The 18,819-nt window shown below is 57.8% G+C and carries 17 protein-coding genes; 10 read left to right on the forward strand and 7 right to left on the reverse strand.

Annotated elements, in window-relative coordinates:
- Together pcaD and pcaC are read left to right on the forward strand one after the other, a co-directional pair.
- On the forward strand, positions 1 to 792 hold the full coding sequence (gene pcaD, locus BLW11_RS09375; protein WP_048358971.1) for a 3-oxoadipate enol-lactonase: 792 nt from the start codon (positions 1 to 3) through the stop codon (positions 790 to 792).
- A 10-nt stretch (positions 793 to 802) separates the two neighbouring features.
- Entirely contained in the window at positions 803 to 1,195 is a 393-nt protein-coding gene (gene pcaC / locus BLW11_RS09380; RefSeq protein ID WP_048358970.1) for a 4-carboxymuconolactone decarboxylase, read from the forward strand.
- Between the two features lie 184 nt (positions 1,196 to 1,379).
- Here pcaC and BLW11_RS09385 read toward each other — a convergent pair whose 3' ends face one another.
- Genes BLW11_RS09385 through BLW11_RS09395 form a run of 3 tightly spaced genes read right to left on the reverse strand, consistent with a single transcriptional unit; the run spans position 1,380 to position 7,150 of the window.
- Positions 1,380 to 2,831, reverse strand: coding sequence for an AdeC/AdeK/OprM family multidrug efflux complex outer membrane factor (locus BLW11_RS09385; protein WP_048358969.1), 1,452 nt, complete (start codon positions 2,829 to 2,831; stop codon positions 1,380 to 1,382).
- Positions 2,828 to 5,995: an efflux RND transporter permease subunit gene (locus BLW11_RS09390; RefSeq protein ID WP_048358968.1), complete on the reverse strand. Its 3,168-nt coding sequence runs from the start codon at positions 5,993 to 5,995 to the stop codon at positions 2,828 to 2,830. Before BLW11_RS09390 ends, BLW11_RS09385 begins: the two co-directional genes overlap by 4 nt.
- A 3-nt stretch (positions 5,996 to 5,998) precedes the next feature.
- Positions 5,999 to 7,150 (reverse strand): efflux RND transporter periplasmic adaptor subunit, encoded by a 1,152-nt coding sequence (locus BLW11_RS09395; protein WP_048358967.1) that lies wholly within the window; start codon positions 7,148 to 7,150, stop codon positions 5,999 to 6,001.
- Between the two features lie 265 nt (positions 7,151 to 7,415).
- Here BLW11_RS09395 and BLW11_RS09400 point away from each other — a divergent pair, with 265 nt between their 5' ends.
- The 3 genes from BLW11_RS09400 to BLW11_RS09410 all read left to right on the forward strand — a co-directional run bounded on the left by BLW11_RS09400 (position 7,416) and on the right by BLW11_RS09410 (position 9,794).
- Positions 7,416 to 8,072, forward strand: coding sequence for a TetR family transcriptional regulator (locus BLW11_RS09400; RefSeq protein ID WP_048359521.1), 657 nt, complete (start codon positions 7,416 to 7,418; stop codon positions 8,070 to 8,072).
- Positions 8,073 to 8,463: 391 nt separating this feature from the next.
- Positions 8,464 to 9,162 carry a CoA transferase subunit A gene (locus tag BLW11_RS09405; protein ID WP_048358966.1) on the forward strand — a complete coding sequence of 233 codons (699 nt, stop codon included), beginning with the start codon at positions 8,464 to 8,466 and terminating at the stop codon, positions 9,160 to 9,162.
- A 2-nt stretch (positions 9,163 to 9,164) separates the two neighbouring features.
- Positions 9,165 to 9,794 (forward strand): CoA transferase subunit B, encoded by a 630-nt coding sequence (locus BLW11_RS09410; protein WP_048358965.1) that lies wholly within the window; start codon positions 9,165 to 9,167, stop codon positions 9,792 to 9,794.
- A gap of 218 nt (positions 9,795 to 10,012) precedes the next feature.
- Here the strand turns inward: BLW11_RS09410 and fdxA are convergent, their stop codons facing one another.
- Together fdxA and mutS are read right to left on the reverse strand one after the other, a co-directional pair.
- Complete coding sequence (gene fdxA / locus BLW11_RS09415; RefSeq protein ID WP_003443045.1) at positions 10,013 to 10,336, reverse strand: ferredoxin FdxA; 324 nt, start codon at positions 10,334 to 10,336, stop codon at positions 10,013 to 10,015.
- A 128-nt stretch (positions 10,337 to 10,464) separates the two neighbouring features.
- On the reverse strand, positions 10,465 to 13,044 hold the full coding sequence (gene mutS / locus BLW11_RS09420) for a DNA mismatch repair protein MutS (RefSeq protein ID WP_048359520.1): 2,580 nt from the start codon (positions 13,042 to 13,044) through the stop codon (positions 10,465 to 10,467).
- Positions 13,045 to 13,201: 157 nt separating this feature from the next.
- Here mutS and BLW11_RS09425 point away from each other — a divergent pair, with 157 nt between their 5' ends.
- The 5 genes from BLW11_RS09425 to recX all read left to right on the forward strand — a co-directional run bounded on the left by BLW11_RS09425 (position 13,202) and on the right by recX (position 16,767).
- Positions 13,202 to 13,945: an XRE family transcriptional regulator gene (locus BLW11_RS09425; RefSeq protein ID WP_088500140.1), complete on the forward strand. Its 744-nt coding sequence runs from the start codon at positions 13,202 to 13,204 to the stop codon at positions 13,943 to 13,945.
- Between the two features lie 255 nt (positions 13,946 to 14,200).
- Complete coding sequence (locus BLW11_RS09430; protein WP_048358964.1) at positions 14,201 to 14,545, forward strand: phage holin family protein; 345 nt, start codon at positions 14,201 to 14,203, stop codon at positions 14,543 to 14,545.
- 55 nt (positions 14,546 to 14,600) lie between these two features.
- Complete coding sequence (locus BLW11_RS09435; RefSeq protein WP_048358963.1) at positions 14,601 to 15,101, forward strand: CinA family protein; 501 nt, start codon at positions 14,601 to 14,603, stop codon at positions 15,099 to 15,101.
- 83 nt (positions 15,102 to 15,184) lie between these two features.
- On the forward strand, positions 15,185 to 16,291 hold the full coding sequence (gene recA, locus BLW11_RS09440) for a recombinase RecA (protein WP_048358962.1): 1,107 nt from the start codon (positions 15,185 to 15,187) through the stop codon (positions 16,289 to 16,291).
- 8 nt (positions 16,292 to 16,299) lie between these two features.
- Entirely contained in the window at positions 16,300 to 16,767 is a 468-nt protein-coding gene (gene recX, locus BLW11_RS09445; protein WP_048358961.1) for a recombination regulator RecX, read from the forward strand.
- Between the two features lie 178 nt (positions 16,768 to 16,945).
- Here the strand turns inward: recX and BLW11_RS09450 are convergent, their stop codons facing one another.
- Positions 16,946 to 18,061, reverse strand: a complete 1,116-nt coding sequence (locus BLW11_RS09450) for an LOG family protein (protein WP_048358960.1) — start codon at positions 18,059 to 18,061, stop codon at positions 16,946 to 16,948.
- Positions 18,062 to 18,274: 213 nt separating this feature from the next.
- Entirely contained in the window at positions 18,275 to 18,685 is a 411-nt protein-coding gene (locus BLW11_RS09455; RefSeq protein WP_048358959.1) for a PA3611 family quorum-sensing-regulated virulence factor, read from the reverse strand.
- Between the last annotated feature and the right edge of the window lie 134 nt (positions 18,686 to 18,819).

Genomic DNA, 18,819 nt, shown 5'->3' on the forward strand with positions numbered 1-18,819 from the left:
GTGGGACGTGTACAACTTGCTGAAGGTGAACTCAATTACCGGCTGGACGGCCCTCAAGGTGCGCCGGTGCTGGTGCTGTCCAACTCGCTGGGGACTGATCTGGGGATGTGGGATACGCAGATCCCTGCGTTCGCCGAGCATTTCCAGGTGTTGCGTTACGACACCCGGGGGCATGGCCAGTCGCTGGTGACCGAGGGCCCGTACAGTATTGAACAGTTGGGCGGCGACGTACTGACGCTGCTGGATGCACTGAATATCGAGCGGGCGCATTTTTGCGGGCTGTCGATGGGCGGTTTGATTGGCCAGTGGCTGGGCATCAATGCCGGTGCTCGCTTGCACAAGTTGGTGGTGTGCAACACCGCGGCCAAAATTGGCGAGCCTTCGGTGTGGAACCCGCGTATCGAAATGGTCTTGCGAGACGGCGCTCAGGCGATGGCCGGGCTGCGTGATGCATCGATTGCACGCTGGTTTACCCCGGATTATGCCGAAGCCAACCCGCAACAGGCCAAGCGCATTACCGACATGCTGGCGGCTACTTCGCCCCAGGGTTATGCCGCCAACTGCGCTGCCGTGCGCGATGCGGATTTTCGCGAGCAACTGGGCGCTATCACCGTGCCCATGCTGGTGATAGCCGGCACTGAAGATGCGGTCACGCCGCCTGTGGGCAGCCATTTCATCCAGGAACATGTGCGTGGTGCGCAATACGCCGAGTTCCACGCCGCGCACCTGTCCAACGTGCAAGCGGGTGATGCCTTCAGCCAGTGTGTGCTGAAATTTTTGCTAGCGGCCTGAGGGATTTTTTGTGGACGAAAAACAACGTTACGACGAAGGCATGCAAGTACGCCGTGCAGTGCTGGGTGATGCCCATGTTGATCGCAGCCTCAACGCCCTGACCGAATTCAACAGCGAGTTCCAGGAAATGATCACCCGCCACGCCTGGGGTGATATCTGGACCCGCCCGGGTTTGGCGCGCCATACCCGCAGCCTGATTACCATCGCGATGCTGATCGGCATGAATCGAAATGAAGAGCTCAAACTGCACCTGCGAGCGGCAGCAAACAACGGGGTGACCCGTGCCGAGATCAAGGAAGTGATCATGCAGAGCGCTATCTATTGCGGCATCCCGGCGGCCAATGCCACGTTCCACCTGGCAGAGTCGGTGTGGGATGAGTTGGGGGTTGAGTCGCGGGTTTGATGCCGCCGCGATCCTGTAGCCGCTGCCGAGGTACGAGGCTGCGATAAGGACCGAAGGGCCTTCAAAAACCAGGGCTGCTGCGCACCCCGTCGCAGCCTCGCTGCGCTCCTCAGCGGCTACAAAACGGGCAGCATATAAACAACAAACCCGCCTATTGGCGGGTTTGTTGTTTAACCGGTATGCATCAAGCCTTTGGAGGCTGATCCGAAACAGGGCGATCTTGCCCGGTCTGTTCGAACCAGCCGCCACCTAATGCCTTGTACAACGTGACTTCACTGGTCAGCTGCGAAAGACGATCGGTGATCAACGATTGCTGCGCGCTGAACAACGAGCGCTGTGCATCGAGGAAGGTCAGGTTGCTGTCGATGCCAATCCGATAACGACGCTCGGCTAACCGGTAGTAATCCTGGTTGGCGTTGACGAAATCGGTTTGTGCCTGCAACTGCTGGTTGTAGGTCTGACGCGCTGCCAGGCCGTCGGAGACTTCCTGGAATGCGGTCTGGATCGTTTTCTCGTACTGGGAAACGGTGATTTCTTTCTGGATTTTCGAGTAGTCCAGGCTGGCGCGCAAAGCCCCTGCGTTAAAGATCGGCAGGTTGATTTGCGGCGAGAACAGCCAGGTGCCCGAACCGCCCTTGAACAGACCCGACAGGTCAGGGCTCAAGGTCCCGGCATTGGCCGTGAGGCTGATGCTCGGGAAGAACGCTGCCCGTGCCGCACCGATGTTGGCGTTAGCGGCCAACAACTTGTGCTCGGCTTCCAGGATGTCCGGACGACGTTGCAGCAAGTCCGACGGCAAGCCCGCCGGTACTTCGCTCAACAGGTCGGCCGCCAGCGGTTTGGCCGCTGGCAGGGTGTCCGGGATGGCGGTGCCGAGCAACAGCGCCAGGCTGTTCTGATCTTGAGCCACCTGACGGGTGTACCTGGCCAACTGGACCTTGGCGTTTTCCACCGAGGTACGCGACTGGCTCACGTCCAGAGCCGAGGCCACACCCACTTCATTGCTGCGCAAGGTGAGCTTGTAGCTCTCATCGAACGTCTTGAGGGTGTCTTCGGTCAGCTTAAGCAGCTCTTTGTCAGCCTGCCAGGTCAAGTAGGCATTGGCGACACTGGCTACCAGACTGATCTGGGTGCTGCGGCGGGCTTCTTCGGTTGCAAAGTAGTTCTGCAACGCTTGGTCGCTCAGGCTGCGAACACGGCCGAACAGGTCCAACTCATACGCGCTGACCCCAAGGGTCGCCGAGTAAGTGCTGCTGATGCCCGATTCGCCGGTTTGCGACATGCGCGCCGGAGTGCGTTGACGGCTGCCACTGCCATTGGCCGAAACAGCCGGGAACAGATCGGCCCGCTGAATGCGGTACTGCGCGGCATAGGCGTCGATGTTCAGTGCAGCGACACGCAGGTCACGGTTGTTGATCAAAGCAGTCTGAATAAGCTGCTGCAGGGCCGGGTCCAGGAAAAACTGACGCCAGCCTTGTTCTGCAGCGGCCTTGTTGGCCGCCTCGGTTGGCGAGTAGGCCGGGCCTTGCGGGTACTGCGCCGCTACCGGCGCTTCAGGGCGCTGGTAGTCGGGGATCAGCGAGCAGCCGCCCAGCGTAAACGCGGCGACAGCTACTGCGAGAAGCGACTTGCTCATTGGCCAGCCTCTTGATTTGGAGTTTTAGTCAGGTCCACTTTTTTCTCTGAGTCTTTGTCTTTGTCCTTGCCGCGGCCAATGGAGGAGACGGCTACAAAGAACAATGGCACCCAGAACACGGCCAATACGGTTGCGGTGATCATGCCACCGATAACACCCGTACCAATAGCGTGCTGGCTACCCGAGCCTGCACCCGTGGAGATCGCCAGCGGAACAACACCCAGTACAAACGCCAGCGAGGTCATGATGATCGGACGCAGACGCATGCGGCACGCCTCGATCGCGGCATCGGCCAGACTTCGTCCCTGTTCATGCAGCTCCTTGGCAAACTCGACGATCAGAATGGCGTTTTTCGATGCCAGACCGATGGTTGTGAGCAAGCCCACCTGGAAGTACACGTCGTTGGACAACCCTCGCAGACTGGTGGCCATAAGCGCACCGATAATCCCCAGAGGCACCACCAACATGACCGCAATCGGGATCGACCAGCTTTCGTACAGAGCTGCAAGGCAGAGGAAAACCATCAGCAAGGAAATAGCGTACAGGGCAGGTGCTTGCGAACCTGACAGACGTTCCTCGTAAGACAGGCCCGTCCAGGAAATACCCACGCCTGCAGGCAGCTTTTTGGCCAGGGCTTCGACTTCAGCCATGGCTTGACCGCTGGTGTAACCCGGTGCCGGAGCGCCGAGGATTTCCATGGCTTCTACGCCGTTGTAACGCGACAGCTTGGGTGGGCCATAGATCCATTCGCCCTTGGCGAAGGCCGAAAACGGCACCATGGTTCCCTGGTCGTTGCGCACATACCACTTCTTCAGGTCTTCGGGGTTCATCCGCGAGTCAGCTTCGCCTTGCAGGAAAACCTTTTTAACCCGACCGTGATCGATGAAGTCGTTTACATAGCTGGCACCCAGGCCGATGGACAGGGTGTTGTTGATGTCCGAAATGCTGACGCCCAGGGCGCGAGCAGCTTCATCGTCAATCAGCAATTTGTACTGCGGTTCATCGTTCAGACCGTTCGGACGTACGCCCGCCAGGACCTTGCTTTGAGCGGCCATCCCCAGGAACTGGTTACGGGCAGCCATCAGCTTCTCGTGACCGATACCGGAACGGTCTTGCAGGTAAACGTCAAAACCGGTGGCGTTACCCAGCTCCATTACGGCAGGCGGGGCAAAGGCAAACACCATTGCATCGCGGTAGCTCGAAAATTCCTTTTGAGCCCGTGCCGCCAACGCAAATACGCTGTTTTGCGCATCACGCTCGCCCCATGGCTTGAGCATGATAAACGCCAGGCCAGAGCTCTGACCGCGACCGGCAAAGTTGAAGCCGTTTACGGTAAACACCGAAGACACCGCGCCGGACTCTTCAGACAGCAGGTATTCGCGCATCCGGTCGACCACCTGCTGAGTGCGCTCGGCAGTGGTGCCTGCCGGGGTTTGAACCTGTGCAAACAGTACGCCCTGGTCTTCTTCCGGAAGGAAGGAGGTAGGGATACGGGTAAACAGGAACACCATGCCGACCACAATCAGGACGTAAGCCAGCAGGTACGGTGCCTTGTGACGCAGGATGCTGCCGACACCTTTTTCATAGCGTTTCACGCCATTGTCGAAGGTACGGTTGAACCAGCCGAAGAACCCGCGCTTGTTCTCACCGTGATCGCCCTTCTGGATAGGCTTGAGCATGGTGGCGCACAGGGCCGGGGTGAAGATCAGGGCAACCAGTACCGACAGGCCCATCGCCGAAACAATGGTGATCGAGAACTGACGGTAGATCACGCCCGTGGAACCGCTGAAGAACGCCATTGGCAGCAATACGGCCGACAGCACCAGCGCGATACCCACCAGAGCTCCCTGGATCTGCTCCATGGATTTCTTGGTGGCTTCTTTAGGTGGCAGTCCTTCTTCGGACATCACCCGCTCAACGTTTTCAACCACAACGATGGCATCGTCCACCAGCAAGCCGATGGCCAGAACCATACCGAACATGGTCAGGGTGTTAATGCTGAAGCCTGCTGCAGCCAGGATCCCGAAGGTACCGAGCAATACCACCGGCACGGTCATCGTGGTGATGATGGTGGCGCGGAAGTTCTGCAGGAACAGGAACATCACCAGGAATACCAGTACTACGGCCTCGACCAGGGTATGAACTACACCTTCGATCGATGCCGAAACCACGGGTGTGGTGTCGTAGGGGTAAACGACTTTCATGCCTTCAGGGAAGAAGGGTTCCAGGCCGTTGATGGTTTCACGCAATGCTTTTGCCGTGTCCAGGGCGTTGGAGCCCGGGGCCAGTTTGATCGCAATACCTGAAGCCGGCTTGCCGTTGAATTGCGCGCTGACGCTGTAGTTTTCACCACCCAGAGCCACATCGGCGACATCACTCAGGCGTACCTGGGAACCGTCGGTGTTGACCTTGAGCAGTATCTTCTTGAACTCTTCTGCGGTTTGCAGACGGGTTTTGCCGATGATGGTCGCGTTCAGTTCCTGACCTTGGACGGCAGGCAGGCCGCCCAGTTGCCCGGAGGACACCTGTACGTTCTGTGCTGCGATGGCAGATTTCACATCCACCGGGGTCAGGTTGTACTTGTTCAGCTTGACCGGGTCGAGCCAGATACGCATGGCGTACTGGGCACCGAACACCTGGAAGTCGCCCACACCTTCGGTACGGGAGATCGGGTCCTGCATGTTGGAGACGATGTAGTTCGACAAGTCGTCCTTGTTCATGCTGCCGTCTTCGGACACCACACCGATTACCATCAGGAAGTTTTTCACTGCCTTGGTAACGCGGATACCTTGCTGCTGAACCTCTTGAGGCAGCAGTGGGGTCGCCAGGTTGAGCTTGTTCTGCACCTGAACCTGAGCGGTGTCAGGGTCTGTGCCTTGCTCGAACGTGGCGGTGATGCTCATGCTGCCGTCGGAGTTACTTTCCGAAGACACATAGCGCAAGTGGTCAATACCGTTGAGCTGCTGCTCGATCACCTGAACCACGGTGTCCTGCACGGTTTGCGCCGAAGCGCCCGGGTAGGTCACGGAGATAGAAATGGCCGGTGGTGCGATGCTCGGGTACTGGTTGATCGGAAGCTTGAGGATCGATAGAGCCCCGACCAGCATGATCACCAGGGCAATTACCCAAGCGAAAATCGGACGGTCGATAAAAAATTTCGACATGGTTTACTCCCCTTTACTGCCTGCAGCTTTGTCTGTTGCCGGGGCAGATGCCGGGGTTTCGCCTTGTGGCTTGTCCATGATCTTGACTTCAACACCAGGCTTGATGAACTGCAGGCCGTCTGTAATCAGACGATCACCGGCGTTCAGGCCTTTTTCTACCAGCCAGTTGCTGCCCACGGTGCGCGAAGCCTGAAGCACTCGCAGCTCAACCTTGTTGTCCGGGCCCACGATCAAGGCCGTTGGCTGGCCCTTGAGGTTGTGAGTCACGCCAATTTGAGGGGCCAGGATCGCATTGCTGTCGATACCCGCTTCCAGTTGTGCGTGAACAAACATGCCAGGCAACAGGATCTCGTCCGGGTTCGGGAACACAGCGCGCAAGGTCACGGAACCGGTGGTTTCATCAACCGACACTTCGGAGAATTCCAGGCGGCCTTCCTGTGCGTACTCACTGCCATCGGGCAGGGTCAGCTTGACCTTGGCGGCGTTTTCACCGGCTTTCTTCAAGCGGCCATCAGCCAGATCGCGGCGCAGCTCGAGCATTTCTACCGAGGACTGGGTCACGTCAACGTAGATCGGGTCCAGTTGGGTGATCACGGCCAATGCGTTCGCCTGGCCACTGGTTACCAGTGCGCCTTCAGTGAACAGCGAACGACCAATGCGGCCGGTCAGCGGTGCCAGAACCTTGGTGTAACGCAGGTTGACCTGAGCGGTGTTCAGTGCGGCTTCGGCTTCAAGGCGTGCGGACTCGGCGTTGTCGTATTCCTGACGGCTTACGGCTTGCTCTGCGACCAGTTGCTTGTAGCGATCAGCCAGGGATTTGGCCGATTGCAGTGTGGCGCGTGCACTCAGTACGGCACTTTCATAGATAGCCGGGTCGATCTGGTACAGCTGCTGGCCAATTTTGACATCGCTGCCTTCTTTGAACAGACGCTTGAGAATAATGCCGTTTACCTGTGGGCGAACTTCCGCAGAGCGGTAAGACGCGGTGCGACCTGGAAGGTCGGTCGTTAAGGTGAAAGGCTGGGTTTTCAGCGTCACGACGCCGACCTGAGGGATTTGCGGGGCAGGTGCTGCCTCTTCCTTTTTGCATCCGCTGAGCAGCGAAGCTAGGGCGATGGCAGCAACCAGAGCGGTAACAGCTGGCTTGAATTGCATGAAGATCCTCGGGTCAGGCACGCGAAAGCGCACAAGAATAGTGGAAGGGTAAAGAAAGCTGTTCCGGGTGGATAAATAGCTTGCTAAGGAATATACTTACATTCGTGTATGTTTGTAAATAGCGAGGGCATGTCTCGCCACGAACTGCAGAGCCCTTTTTTAAGCATGTAGTAGGCCGGGATAAGGCATAACAAACGCCACCCGATGTTGATCCGGGCGTGTGACCGAAGTTGCCCGAATCCTCCTGATTGAGGTTTTTATTGCCATGGCGCGTCGTACCAAAGAAGAAGCTCTTGAGACACGGAGCAAAATCCTCGAAGCAGCTGAACAGGCCTTTTATGAGCGGGGTGTTGCGCGCACGACTCTGGCTGATATTGCCGCGTTGGCGGGTGTCACCCGTGGTGCAATTTACTGGCACTTCAGCAACAAGGCCGAGCTGGTTCAAGCCATGCTCGACAGCCTGCATGAGCCGTTGGATGAAATGGCCAAAGCCAGTGAAAGTGAGAACGAGGTTGATCCGCTCGGCTGCATGCGCCAACTGTTGATTCACTTGTTCCGCCAGGTTGCCATTGATCCAAAAACCCGGCGTATCAATGAAATTTTGTTTCATAAGTGCGAATTCACTGACGAAATGTGTGATTTACGGGCTCAGCGCCAGGTTGCGATGGTCGATTGCAACAACAGGATCGAGCTTGCCCTGAGCAATGCCATACATCGTCAACAGCTCCCCGAGACGCTTGACGTTCGCCGGGCCGCTATATCCTTGCACGCCTATATCGACGGAATACTCGGGCAATGGCTGCTGGTTCCCAATACTTTCGAGCTTTTCAAGGAGGCTGAGTCCTGGGTCGATACGGGGCTGGACATGTTGCGATTCAGCCCTGCGCTGCTAATCCGCGGCGATATTCGAAAGGGAGTCTAGTAGGCTCAAGGGATAAGGCGAGTGAAGATTTTGCCTTCTTGGCCATTCGATGCCCGACGGCCTTTATATACGTCTGGTAAGCGGGTTTAAAGTTAGCGAGCTAAGTATTTTGTAGCTAAATTGTTATCGTTTCGTGAAGCCTCCTACAACCTTTGGTTAATCAGCCTAAGCCAAGGGAGGTATCGAGCTGCTGACATAGAGCATCTTTCTTCGTTATTTTTCTCAATCAATCTCTCCTGCGTTTGCTTCCCCTACACTTGAGCAAGGCTCTGGCATGACCAGAGCGGCCAAAATCGGGGAGCGGGCGACTGCCAAGACATTTGTCCTCTTTCGACTAAAGCAAACAGACCGCGATGGTGTTGTGTGTCGTGGAGAATTCGAGGACTAACAAGTGAACAAGATTTACTCGAGTGCTGAATCTGCCTTGCAGGGGCTGATCGAAGACGGCATGACCCTGGCGGTGGGCGGTTTTGGGTTGTGCGGGATTCCGGAGGCGCTGATTGCGGCCTTGCGTGATACCGGCAAGCGCGAGCTGACGGTGATCAGTAACAACGCCGGGGTTGACGGTTTCGGCTTGGGGCAACTGCTGACGACGCGTCAGATCCGCAAAATGATTTCTTCCTACGTGGGCGAGAACAAAGAGTTCGAGCGCCAGTACCTGGCCGGCGAGCTTGAGCTGGAGTTCACCCCCCAGGGCACCCTCGCGGAAAAACTGCGGGCGGGCGGGGCGGGCATTCCCGCGTTTTACACCAAGACCGGTTACGGCACGTTGGTGGCTGAAGGTAAGGAGACCCGCGAGTTCGATGGCGAGTGGTACGTCATGGAGCGCTCACTGCGCGCCGATGTGGCGCTGGTCAAGGCCTGGAAAGCCGATAAGTCCGGCAACCTGCTGTTCAACAAAACCGCACGCAACTTCAACCCGCTGGCGGCCATGGCGGCCAGGATCTGTGTGGTGGAAGTGGAAGAAATCGTCGAGATCGGCGAAATCGAGCCTGATCAGGTTCATTTGCCCGGGATTTACGTACAGCGGCTGGTACTCAACGCCACCCCGGAAAAACGCATCGAACAACGCACCGTGCGGAGCGCCTGACCATGGCCTGGACTCGAGAAGAAATGGCGCACCGCGCCGCCCAAGAACTGCAGGACGGTTTTTACGTCAACCTCGGCATTGGCTTGCCGACTCTGGTAGCCAATTACATTCCAGAAGGCATGGATGTGTGGCTGCAAAGTGAAAACGGCCTGCTCGGTATTGGCCCGTTTCCGACGGAAAATGAAGTCGATGCGGATCTGATCAACGCCGGTAAGCAGACCATTACCACTTTGCCTGGCAGCAGTTTTTTCAACAGCGCCGACTCGTTCGCGATGATCCGTGGCGGTCATATCAACCTGTCGATCCTTGGTGCCATGCAGGTTTCCGAGAAGGGCGACCTGGCCAACTGGATGATCCCGGGCAAGATGGTCAAGGGCATGGGTGGCGCTATGGACCTGGTGGCCGGGGTCAAGCGCGTGGTGGTGCTGATGGAGCACACCGCCAAAGGCGGTACCCATAAGCTGCTCAAGCAGTGTGACTTGCCACTGACCGGTGTGGGTGTGGTTGATCGGATCATCACCGATCTGGCGGTGCTGGACGTGACCGAGCAGGGGCTCAAGCTGGTTGAGCTGGCAGCGGGCGTCAGCCTTGAAGAGCTGAAAGCGGCCACGGGTTGCGAAATCAGCGGTTGAGCACAGTTCCTGTAGCCGCTGCCGAGGCACGATGGCTGCGATCGGCTGCGCAGCAGTCGAAAACCAGAAACCACGGTTTAGCAGATTCATTGGGGGCTCAGGATTTACGGGCGCTGCGCACCCGGTCGCAGCCTCGCTGAGCTCGACAGCGGCTACAGGTTTTCGTCTACCCCCAAAACGCAAAAAGCCCCTCGCGGGGCTTTTTGCTGCAGCGTGAATCAGCGTTCCAGATCTTTGATCTTGCCTTTCACGCCATCAAACTCTTCCGCGTCCGGCAGAGCGTCTTTCTTCTCAGTGATGTTTGGCCAGATTTCAGCCAGCTCAACATTCAACTGAATAAACTCTTGCATGTCCGCAGGCACTTCATCTTCAGAGAAGATCGCCTGTGCAGGGCATTCAGGCTCACAAAGCGCGCAGTCAATGCACTCATCCGGGTGAATCACCAGGAAGTTCGGGCCTTCGTAAAAGCAGTCCACCGGACAGACTTCTACGCAGTCGGTGTACTTGCACTTGATGCAGTTGTCGGTGACGACGAAGGTCATTTCTAGTTCTCTCCTCAGGCGGCGGCAGCGAAGCCCTTCCAGGTCGGGTTCGCCGGGTTCGGGAGTGATATCTACAGACCAGGCTAAAAGGCCATAGCATCCCGAACCGCGCGCGATTCTAGCAGCTTTTATAGGCGTGTCTTTAATGTGTAGAGCAAATCAAGCGCTTTACGTGGCGTCATATTGTCCAGATCAAGCTTGGACAGGTCATCCAGCACCGGGTGAGGCAGGCTGGCAAACATATCACTTTGCTGCGGTGCAGCCTTCTTGCCGGGTACCGGGCGCGGTACTTCGTGAGGCAGGCTGGTGGTTTCCAGGCGGCTCAAATGCTCGCGGGCACGGGTGATGACATTGGCTGGAACCCCCGCCAACTGGGCCACGGCCAGGCCATAGCTCTGGCTCGCCGGGCCAGGCAGTACATGGTGCAGGAACACGATGCGCTCATTGTGTTCGGTGGCGCTCAAGTGCACGTTGGCAACCAGCGGCTCGTTTTCGGGCAGTACCGTCAATTCGAAGTAGTGCGTGGCAAACAAGGTGTAGGCGCGCAACTGGGCGAGACGTTCTGCCGCAGCCCAGGCCAGCGACAGACCGTCGAAGGTGCTGGTGCCGCGACCCACTTCATCCATCAGCACCAGGCTGCGGTCCGTGGCGTTGTGCAGGATATTGGCGGTTTCGCTCATTTCGACCATAAAGGTCGAGCGCCCGCCCGCCAGATCATCGCTGGAGCCGATCCGGGTAAAGATGCGGTCAACCAGCGACAGCTCACAGCTGGCCGCCGGCACAAAACTGCCGATATGCGCCAGCAATACGATCAAAGCGGTTTGGCGCATGTAGGTCGATTTACCGCCCATGTTCGGACCGGTGATCACGAGCATGCGGGTGTTGTCATCCAGCGCCAGGTCGTTGGCCACAAACGGTGTGGTAAGCACTTGCTCGACCACCGGGTGGCGACCCTGGCTGATGCGCATGCACGGTTCGTCGACAAAGCGCGGGCAGTTCAGGTCCAGGTTCAGGGCACGTTCAGCCAGATTGCTCAGCACATCCAGCTCGGCCAGTGCGGCGGCGGTGTCTTGCAGCGGCGCCAGGTGGCCGATCATTTCTTCGAGCAGGGCTTCGTAAAGCATCTTCTCGCGGGCCAGGGCCCGGCTTTTGGCTGACAGGGCTTTATCTTCGAAGGCTTTCAGCTCCGGGGTGATAAAGCGTTCAGCGCCCTTGAGCGTTTGGCGGCGGATGTAATCAGCCGGTGCCTGCTCGGCCTGCTTGCTCGGCAGCTCGATAAAGTAGCCGTGTACCCGGTTGTAACCGACCTTGAGGTTGGCCAGGCCGGTGCGGGCTTTTTCGCGGGCTTCCAGATCGATCAGGAACTGACCGGCGTTTTCGCTCAGCGACTGCAACTCATCGAGTTCGGCGTCATAGCCGGTCTTCAGCACGCCGCCATCCCGGATCACTGCGGGCGGGTTGTCGTTGATTGCTTTTTCCAGCAAGGCCGCCAGCTCGGGGTAGGTGCTGGTGAGTGTGGCCAGTTGCTGCAGGTGCGGTGCTTCGAGCCCGATCATCGCGTCTTGCAGTTCAGGCAGCGCGTTCAAGGCATCGCGCAGGCGTGCCAGGTCGCGGGGGCGGGCATTGCGCAGGCCGATACGGGCCAGAATCCGCTCAAGATCGCCGATTTCCTTGAGCTGTGGCTGCAGCTTTTCGAAGCGATAGCCGTCCAGCAAACAAGTGATCGACGACTGGCGGGCCAACAGGACGCTCAAGTCGCGCAGCGGACGGTTCAACCAGCGGGTCAGCAAGCGGCTGCCCATTGATGTCTGGCAACGGTCGACCACGGACTGCAAGGTGTTGTCGCGACCGCCGGCCAGGTTGGTGTCCAGCTCCAGGTTGCGTCGGCTGGCGCCGTCGAGCACCACTGTGTCGTCCAGGCGCTCATGGCGCAGGCTGCGCAAATGGGGCAGGGCGGTACGCTGGGTTTCCTTGGCATAACTGAGCAGGCAGCCGGCAGCGCCAATGGCCAGGGTCAGGTTTTCGCAGCCGAAGCCTTTAAGGTCTTGGGTCGAGAATTGCTGGCACAGGCTTTTAAGCGCCGAGTCGCGCTCAAAGTCCCACGGCGCACGGCGCCGAACGCCACGGCGTTTCTCGGCGGGCAGGCCTTGGGGCCAGTCATCCGGGATCATCAGCTCAACCGGGTTGATGCGCTCCAGTTCGGCCAGCAGGTTTTCCCAGCCCTTGATTTCAAGTACCGAGAAGTTGCCGCTGGTAATGTCCAGAACGGCCAGGCCAAACAGGCGTTCGTCCCCCAGTACGGCGGCAATCAGGTTGTCGCGGCGCTCATCCATCAACGCCTCGTCACTGACCGTGCCCGGGGTGATGATGCGCACTACCTGGCGGTCAACCGGGCCTTTGCTGGTTGCCGGATCGCCGACCTGTTCGCAAATCACCACCGATTCGCCAAGCTTTACCAGCTTGGCCAGATAGCCTTCAGCCGCATGGTAAGGAATCCCGCACATCGGGATCGCCTGCCCTGCAGACTGCCCACGTGCCGTGAGCGTGATATCCAGCAACTTGGCGGCTTTCTTCGCGTCTTCGTAGAAGATTTCGTAGAAATCGCCCATGCGATAGAACATCAGCTGATCAGGGTGCTGGTTCTTCAGGCGCCAGTACTGTTGCATCATCGGCGTGTGTGAGGACAGGTCGGAGGTATTTTTGCTCATCAGGACTTGGGCGGATTCGTTCATAAGTGGGGGGAAGGCAGGCGCGTAGCCTGAGGTTTTCGCAATGGACGCAAGGTTAACATGTCAGCCCCCTGTGCTGACGCGTTGCTATAAATAGAAGAAATAGCATTTGCCATCGATAAACACGGCCAGCACTATTCCCGCCATGTCCAAACGAACTGTTTCTACCGTCCTCAAAGCGCTGCTTGTGCGCCACAAGATCAGTGCCATGGCGCTGCACCGGAGCACCGGGGTGCCGCAGTCCACGCTCTCTCGCATCTTGAGCGGCAAAATTGTCGATCCTTCCGACAGGCATATTTCCAGGATCGCTGAGTATTTCAACATCAGTACCGATCGCTTGCGCGGCCGGGATGACGTTCGTGCGCCCGCAGCGCCTGAAACCGAGTACCTTCACCCTGAGCTGCGCGACATTTGCCTATGGGATGACGATACGCCGGTGGCGGATGATGAGGTGTCCATCCCGTTCTTGCGCCAGGTCGAACTGGCAGCGGGTTCCGGGCGTTTTGCCATTGAGGAAAGCGATCGCGCCAAGCTGCGTTTCGGCAAGCGCAGCCTGCGCCACAACGGTGTCGAGTTTGATCACGCCAAGTGCGTGACCGTGCGTGGGGACAGCATGCTGCCGGTGTTGCGAGACGGTGCGACGGTGGGGGTCAATGCCGGTAAGCGCACCCTGGACGAGGTCATCGATGGCGACCTGTATGCGGTCAATCACAACGGTCAGTTACGGGTTAAACAGCTGTATCGGCTGGCGGCCGGTCTCCGTTTGCGCAGCTTCAACCGGGATGAGTTCCCGGATGAGGATTACGCCTACAACGATCTGGAGGATGAGCAGCTTGTGATCCTCGGTCATGTTTTTTGGTGGGGCATGTACGCCCGCTAACGTCCATTTTTGAGAAAAGCCCACGTAGCAGTGGGTTTTTTTTCGCCATTAAAAAGATCTTTCGTACTGTTTTTGGCCATTTTGCTGGCTTGAGAGGACAGCTCGAATAAATATATGCATCAGTGCATTGACTGTATATCCATACATGCATAGTCTTTGTTGCATAACGGTCAACGATGGCGCTCGAGCAGGGATGTGACGCTACAGCCAGGCCAGAAATTGGCGCTTATCAAATAAGAACTCAGGAGTGATGACATGATTAATGAGCCGCAAGTGTTGCTGGAAATGCCGGTTTTACTGGTCATCCTTCTGGCCTTGGTGGGCGGCATTTTTGGTGAGATGTGGCGGGCGGACAAGGATGGTGCGAGCGGATGGTTGCTGGTGCGGCGGCTGGCGCTGCGTTCGGGGGCGTGCATGGTGTGCGGTGTTTCTACATTCATGCTGCTGTACTCGGCCGGGATGTCCATGTTGGCGGCCGGCGCCCTGGGTTGTCTGACTGCGCTGGCCGGCGCAGATGCGGCCATCAGCCTGTATCAGCGTTGGGTTGCCAGGAAGCTCGGGGTTGACGGTGCGGGCGGCGACTCGCGGATCGATCCGTAGGCAGGGCTTTTTTGGTGTAGGTTATGGCGCTAACCCGTCCCATCAGGAGAGGACCGTGAACCCAATATATCAACTCGCGGCTGAACTTGGGCAGCACTTGCATGCTCTTAATGCCCAGGTGACAACGGCAGAGTCCTGCACCGGTGGCGGTATTGCAGAAGCCATTACGCGCATTGCGGGCAGTTCTGCCTGGTTTGAAGCAGGCTTTGTGACCTATTCCAACCGGCAAAAAACCAGGCAGCTGAATGTTCCCGAGCCGCTGTTCACGCAGGTTGGAGCGGTTAGTCGCGAGGTGGTCGAGGCGATGGTGCGCGGCGCGCAAGCGCAAAGCGGGGCGCGATTTGCCGTGGCGGTGAGTGGCGTGGCCGGCCCGGGCGGCGGTTCGCCGCAAAAGCCTATCGGCACTGTCTGGCTGGCATGGGGTGCTGGCGATGAAGTATCGAGCGAGTGCAGACACTTCCCGGGTGACCGCGATGAGGTGCGTCAGCAAACGGTGATTGCTGCCCTGGAAGGCTTAATACGCCGAACGGTACGAGAAATAAAAAATCAGGGGTAGGCGTTCGTTTAACCCTGTGGAATAATACTGGCTACTTATACAGTTATCGGCCGTCAGGCCTTATTGATTACGAGAGGACTTTAATGGACGACAACAAGAAGAAAGCCTTGGCTGCGGCCTTGGGTCAGATCGAACGTCAATTCGGCAAGGGTGCCGTGATGCTGATGGGCGACCAGGAGCGTCAGGCCGTACCGGCGATCTCGACCGGTTCGCTGGGTCTGGACATCGCGCTGGGCATTGGCGGTCTGCCAAAAGGCCGTATTGTTGAAATCTACGGTCCAGAGTCTTCGGGTAAAACCACACTCACCCTGTCCGTGATTGCCCAAGCACAAAAACTCGGTGCTACCTGTGCCTTCGTCGATGCCGAACACGCCCTTGACCCTGAATACGCGGCCAAGCTGGGTGTAAACGTCGATGACCTGCTGGTTTCCCAGCCTGACACCGGCGAGCAGGCACTGGAAATTACCGACATGCTGGTGCGTTCCAATGCGGTTGACGTGATCATCATCGACTCCGTGGCTGCACTCACGCCAAAAGCTGAAATCGAAGGCGACATGGGTGATACCCACGTTGGCCTGCAAGCCCGTCTGATGTCGCAAGCGCTGCGTAAAATCACCGGCAACATCAAAAACGCCAACTGCCTGGTTATCTTCATCAACCAGATCCGGATGAAAATCGGCGTGATGTTCGGCAGCCCGGAAACCACCACCGGTGGTAACGCGCTGAAGTTCTACGCTTCGGTACGTCTGGATATCCGCCGCACCGGCGCCGTGAAAGAAGGCGATGTGGTGGTGGGCAGCGAAACCCGCGTCAAAGTGGTCAAGAACAAGGTGGCTCCACCGTTCCGTCAGGCTGAATTCCAGATCCTGTACGGCAAGGGTATCTACCTGAATGGCGAGATGATCGACCTGGGCGTATTGCATGGCTTCGTTGAAAAAGCCGGTGCCTGGTACAGCTACAACGGTAGCAAGATCGGTCAGGGCAAGGCCAACTCCGCCAAGTTCCTGGACGACAATCCAGAGGTCAAGGACGCGCTAGAGAAGCAACTGCGCGAGAAGCTGCTGGGGCCAAAGACCGACGCTGAGCTGGCAGAGATCAAAGTCATGCCAAAACTGAGCAAGGCTGCGAAAGAAGCTGCTGCACTGGCTGAAGCCGAAGAAATGGAAAGCGCGACCGACGGCAATAACTGATAGCTACCATGATTGCCGTCCTGGATACCCCCGTCGCGGTGCGACGAACTGCAATGGACCTGCTCGCGCGACGCGAGCACGGTCGAGTCGAGCTGACGCGCAAGTTGCGTCAGCGCGGAGCTTGCCCCGACATGATCGACGCTGCCCTTGACCGTTTAACGGAAGAGGGATTGTTGTCGGAGTCGCGCTACCTAGAAAGCTTTATCAACTACCGTTCCCGTTCAGGCTATGGCCCTTTGCGTATTCGTGAAGAGCTTGGTCAGCGCGGCTTGGCGCGTGGAGATATTGAAGAGGCGTTGCGCGAGTGTGGCTTCAACTGGCAAGAACTGTTGGAAGACACCTGGCGCCGCAAGTTTGCCGGTCAATTACCTGCAGATGCCAAGGAACGTGCTCGCCAAGGGCGCTTCCTGAGCTATCGGGGGTACTCGCTTGAAATGATCGGCCGCTTGCTGAGCGGCCGAGAGTTTGACGACTGAAACCCCTGTCTGATTTGCACCTGTAGGCGCTGTCGCAGGAACGAGGCTGCTTCCGGCGGCGAAGCCGCCGTAAAGCCAGGCGCAGCGATATACCTGGCAAACCCGTAGCTCAATTGGCGGTCGCTGCGCAACCGATCGCAGCCTCGTTCTACTCGTCAGCGGTTACATGGCTGAGCTTTCAGTCTGCCACCGGCACACGCTGTGCTGGCGCCGCCACATTGTCGGCCGCCGCCCAGTTCTGTGGCTGGTTGATAAAATCGACCAGTTCGCGTAACCGCCCCTGATTGCGCCCACTGAATGCAAAGCCCAGGCAGGTCAGGTGGTTGAGTTTGGGGTCGTCATGCTCAAAGTGGCAGTACTCCTGTTGATGGTACCCGTCACTCAGGCAAATATCGGCAAAACTGTGCTGTATCTCCTTAAGTGCCTGCACGCTGATTGGCCGCTTCATGCGGATCACAAAGGTTTTATTCAGCCAGCGGCTTGAATGGAAGTTGCTATAGAACTGGTTGATTTCATCAAGGGCCTCTTCGGCGCTATGCACCAGGCGCATCAACTTCAAATCGTTGGGCAGGATGTACTGGTTGGCTTCCAGTTGGTCGTGAATGAAGTCCAGCGCACTCTGCCAAAATCTACCGCCGGGAACATCCAGTAGAACCACCGGTACCAACGGGGTTTTGCCGGTCTGCATTAGCGTCAGCACCTCAAGCACCTCGTCCAGCGTGCCAAAGCCCCCCGGGCACATCACCAGAGCGTCCGCTTCCTTGGTGAAAAACAGTTTGCGGGTAAAGAAGAAGTGGAACGACAGCACATTGGCGGTGCCGTTGATGGTGGGGTTGGCCCGTTGTTCAAACGGCAAGGTGATGTTGAACCCCAGGCTATGGGCCAGGCCTGCACCTTCATGGGCTGCGGCCATGATGCCGGCGCCGCCGCCAGTGATGACCATCATGTCTGATTTGGCCAGCACGGCCCCCATTTCCCTGGCCAGTGCATACAGCGGGTGTTCGACCGGCGTTCTTGCCGAGCCGAAGACCGTGACTTTTCGTTGCCCCTTGAACTGCTCCAGGGTTCGAAAGGTTTTTTCGAGTTCGCGGATGGCTTGCAGGGTGATTTTGGCGTTCCAGCGATCAAAGTCGTCGTGGGCCATGCGCAACACGGTTAGCAGCATCTCTCGGTAAAGCGCCCGGTTAGGGCTGTCGGGTGCAACCCGTTGCAGTTGTTCGTCTACTTCATGAGCAAGATCCAGTCCCTGCTCCTGGAAATACAGCGTCAGGGTGTCATTGGATTGGTCTGGCATGTACTTCTCCTTCTGCACAACATCCTTGAAGGCGCCGTAACGTGGGGCGGCGCAGAGACACAGAGTGTCACCATGATGCTTCGATGATGGTCCCGGGATGTCTTGGCTGGCAATAGCTAATTGCCTGAGATACATGAAGTTTGGCCAGAGACCGGCACGAAGTGAGGCAGGGGAGGGGCGCACGCCGTACCGGGTACGGCGTGTCAGGGGAGGTTACTTTTTGCGCTGGCAGTTTTCAGCTCGGAAATCCTGGGTCAGGACCTGGCTGTTGGTCTTGTATTCCTTGAAGCTGTAGCGCAGCGTGGCGCCCTGAGCCATCAGGGTGCGGAAACCGGCGTTGCTGCACACACTGCGACCCAGTTGCGGGACAGTCTCTTCAGGGTTGGAGCGTATCTGGGCCGCCAAAGTCGGGCTGGCCTCCAGATTGTTGATCAGAACAGTGCCGTCGACGGTAAAGCCCTTGTCCAGCAGGTCGGCATTGATTGCCCGCGGTTTTCCCTCATTGCTTTTCTCGGCAACCTTGAGCAGCGTTTTGTTCAGCTCGAAGTCTTTCAGAGAGGCGGCTTGTGCGCCCAAAGGTAGCGCGAGCATAAGTGCGACGGTGGGAATGATATGGCGCAGCATGAAACTCTCCTGATTTCAGTGACGCAGGCTTAGACCGGCCACATACCTGTGCGTTCAGTGGCGCGGGAGTATAGGTCAGCATGACCTGTCAGGAAATGCCAAAGGTCATGGATTCGCGCCCCGGTACTGAGCCT

It is taken from the genome of Pseudomonas deceptionensis, from assembly GCF_900106095.1.
Classification (GTDB): domain Bacteria; phylum Pseudomonadota; class Gammaproteobacteria; order Pseudomonadales; family Pseudomonadaceae; genus Aquipseudomonas; species Aquipseudomonas deceptionensis.

Coding starts and splice junctions, on each gene's coding strand:
- BLW11_RS09385 (WP_048358969.1), bottom strand. CDS start 2,831: ATGAGCAAGTCGCTTCTCGCAGTAGCTGTCGCCGCGTTTACGCTGGGC.
- BLW11_RS09390 (WP_048358968.1), bottom strand. CDS start 5,995: ATGTCGAAATTTTTTATCGACCGTCCGATTTTCGCTTGGGTAATTGCC.
- BLW11_RS09395 (WP_048358967.1), bottom strand. CDS start 7,150: ATGCAATTCAAGCCAGCTGTTACCGCTCTGGTTGCTGCCATCGCCCTA.
- BLW11_RS09400 (WP_048359521.1), top strand. CDS start 7,416: ATGGCGCGTCGTACCAAAGAAGAAGCTCTTGAGACACGGAGCAAAATC.
- BLW11_RS09410 (WP_048358965.1), top strand. CDS start 9,165: ATGGCCTGGACTCGAGAAGAAATGGCGCACCGCGCCGCCCAAGAACTG.
- fdxA (WP_003443045.1), bottom strand. CDS start 10,336: ATGACCTTCGTCGTCACCGACAACTGCATCAAGTGCAAGTACACCGAC.
- mutS (WP_048359520.1), bottom strand. CDS start 13,044: ATGAGCAAAAATACCTCCGACCTGTCCTCACACACGCCGATGATGCAA.
- BLW11_RS09430 (WP_048358964.1), top strand. CDS start 14,201: ATGATTAATGAGCCGCAAGTGTTGCTGGAAATGCCGGTTTTACTGGTC.
- recA (WP_048358962.1), top strand. CDS start 15,185: ATGGACGACAACAAGAAGAAAGCCTTGGCTGCGGCCTTGGGTCAGATC.
- recX (WP_048358961.1), top strand. CDS start 16,300: ATGATTGCCGTCCTGGATACCCCCGTCGCGGTGCGACGAACTGCAATG.
- BLW11_RS09450 (WP_048358960.1), bottom strand. CDS start 18,061: ATGCCAGACCAATCCAATGACACCCTGACGCTGTATTTCCAGGAGCAG.
- BLW11_RS09455 (WP_048358959.1), bottom strand. CDS start 18,685: ATGCTGCGCCATATCATTCCCACCGTCGCACTTATGCTCGCGCTACCT.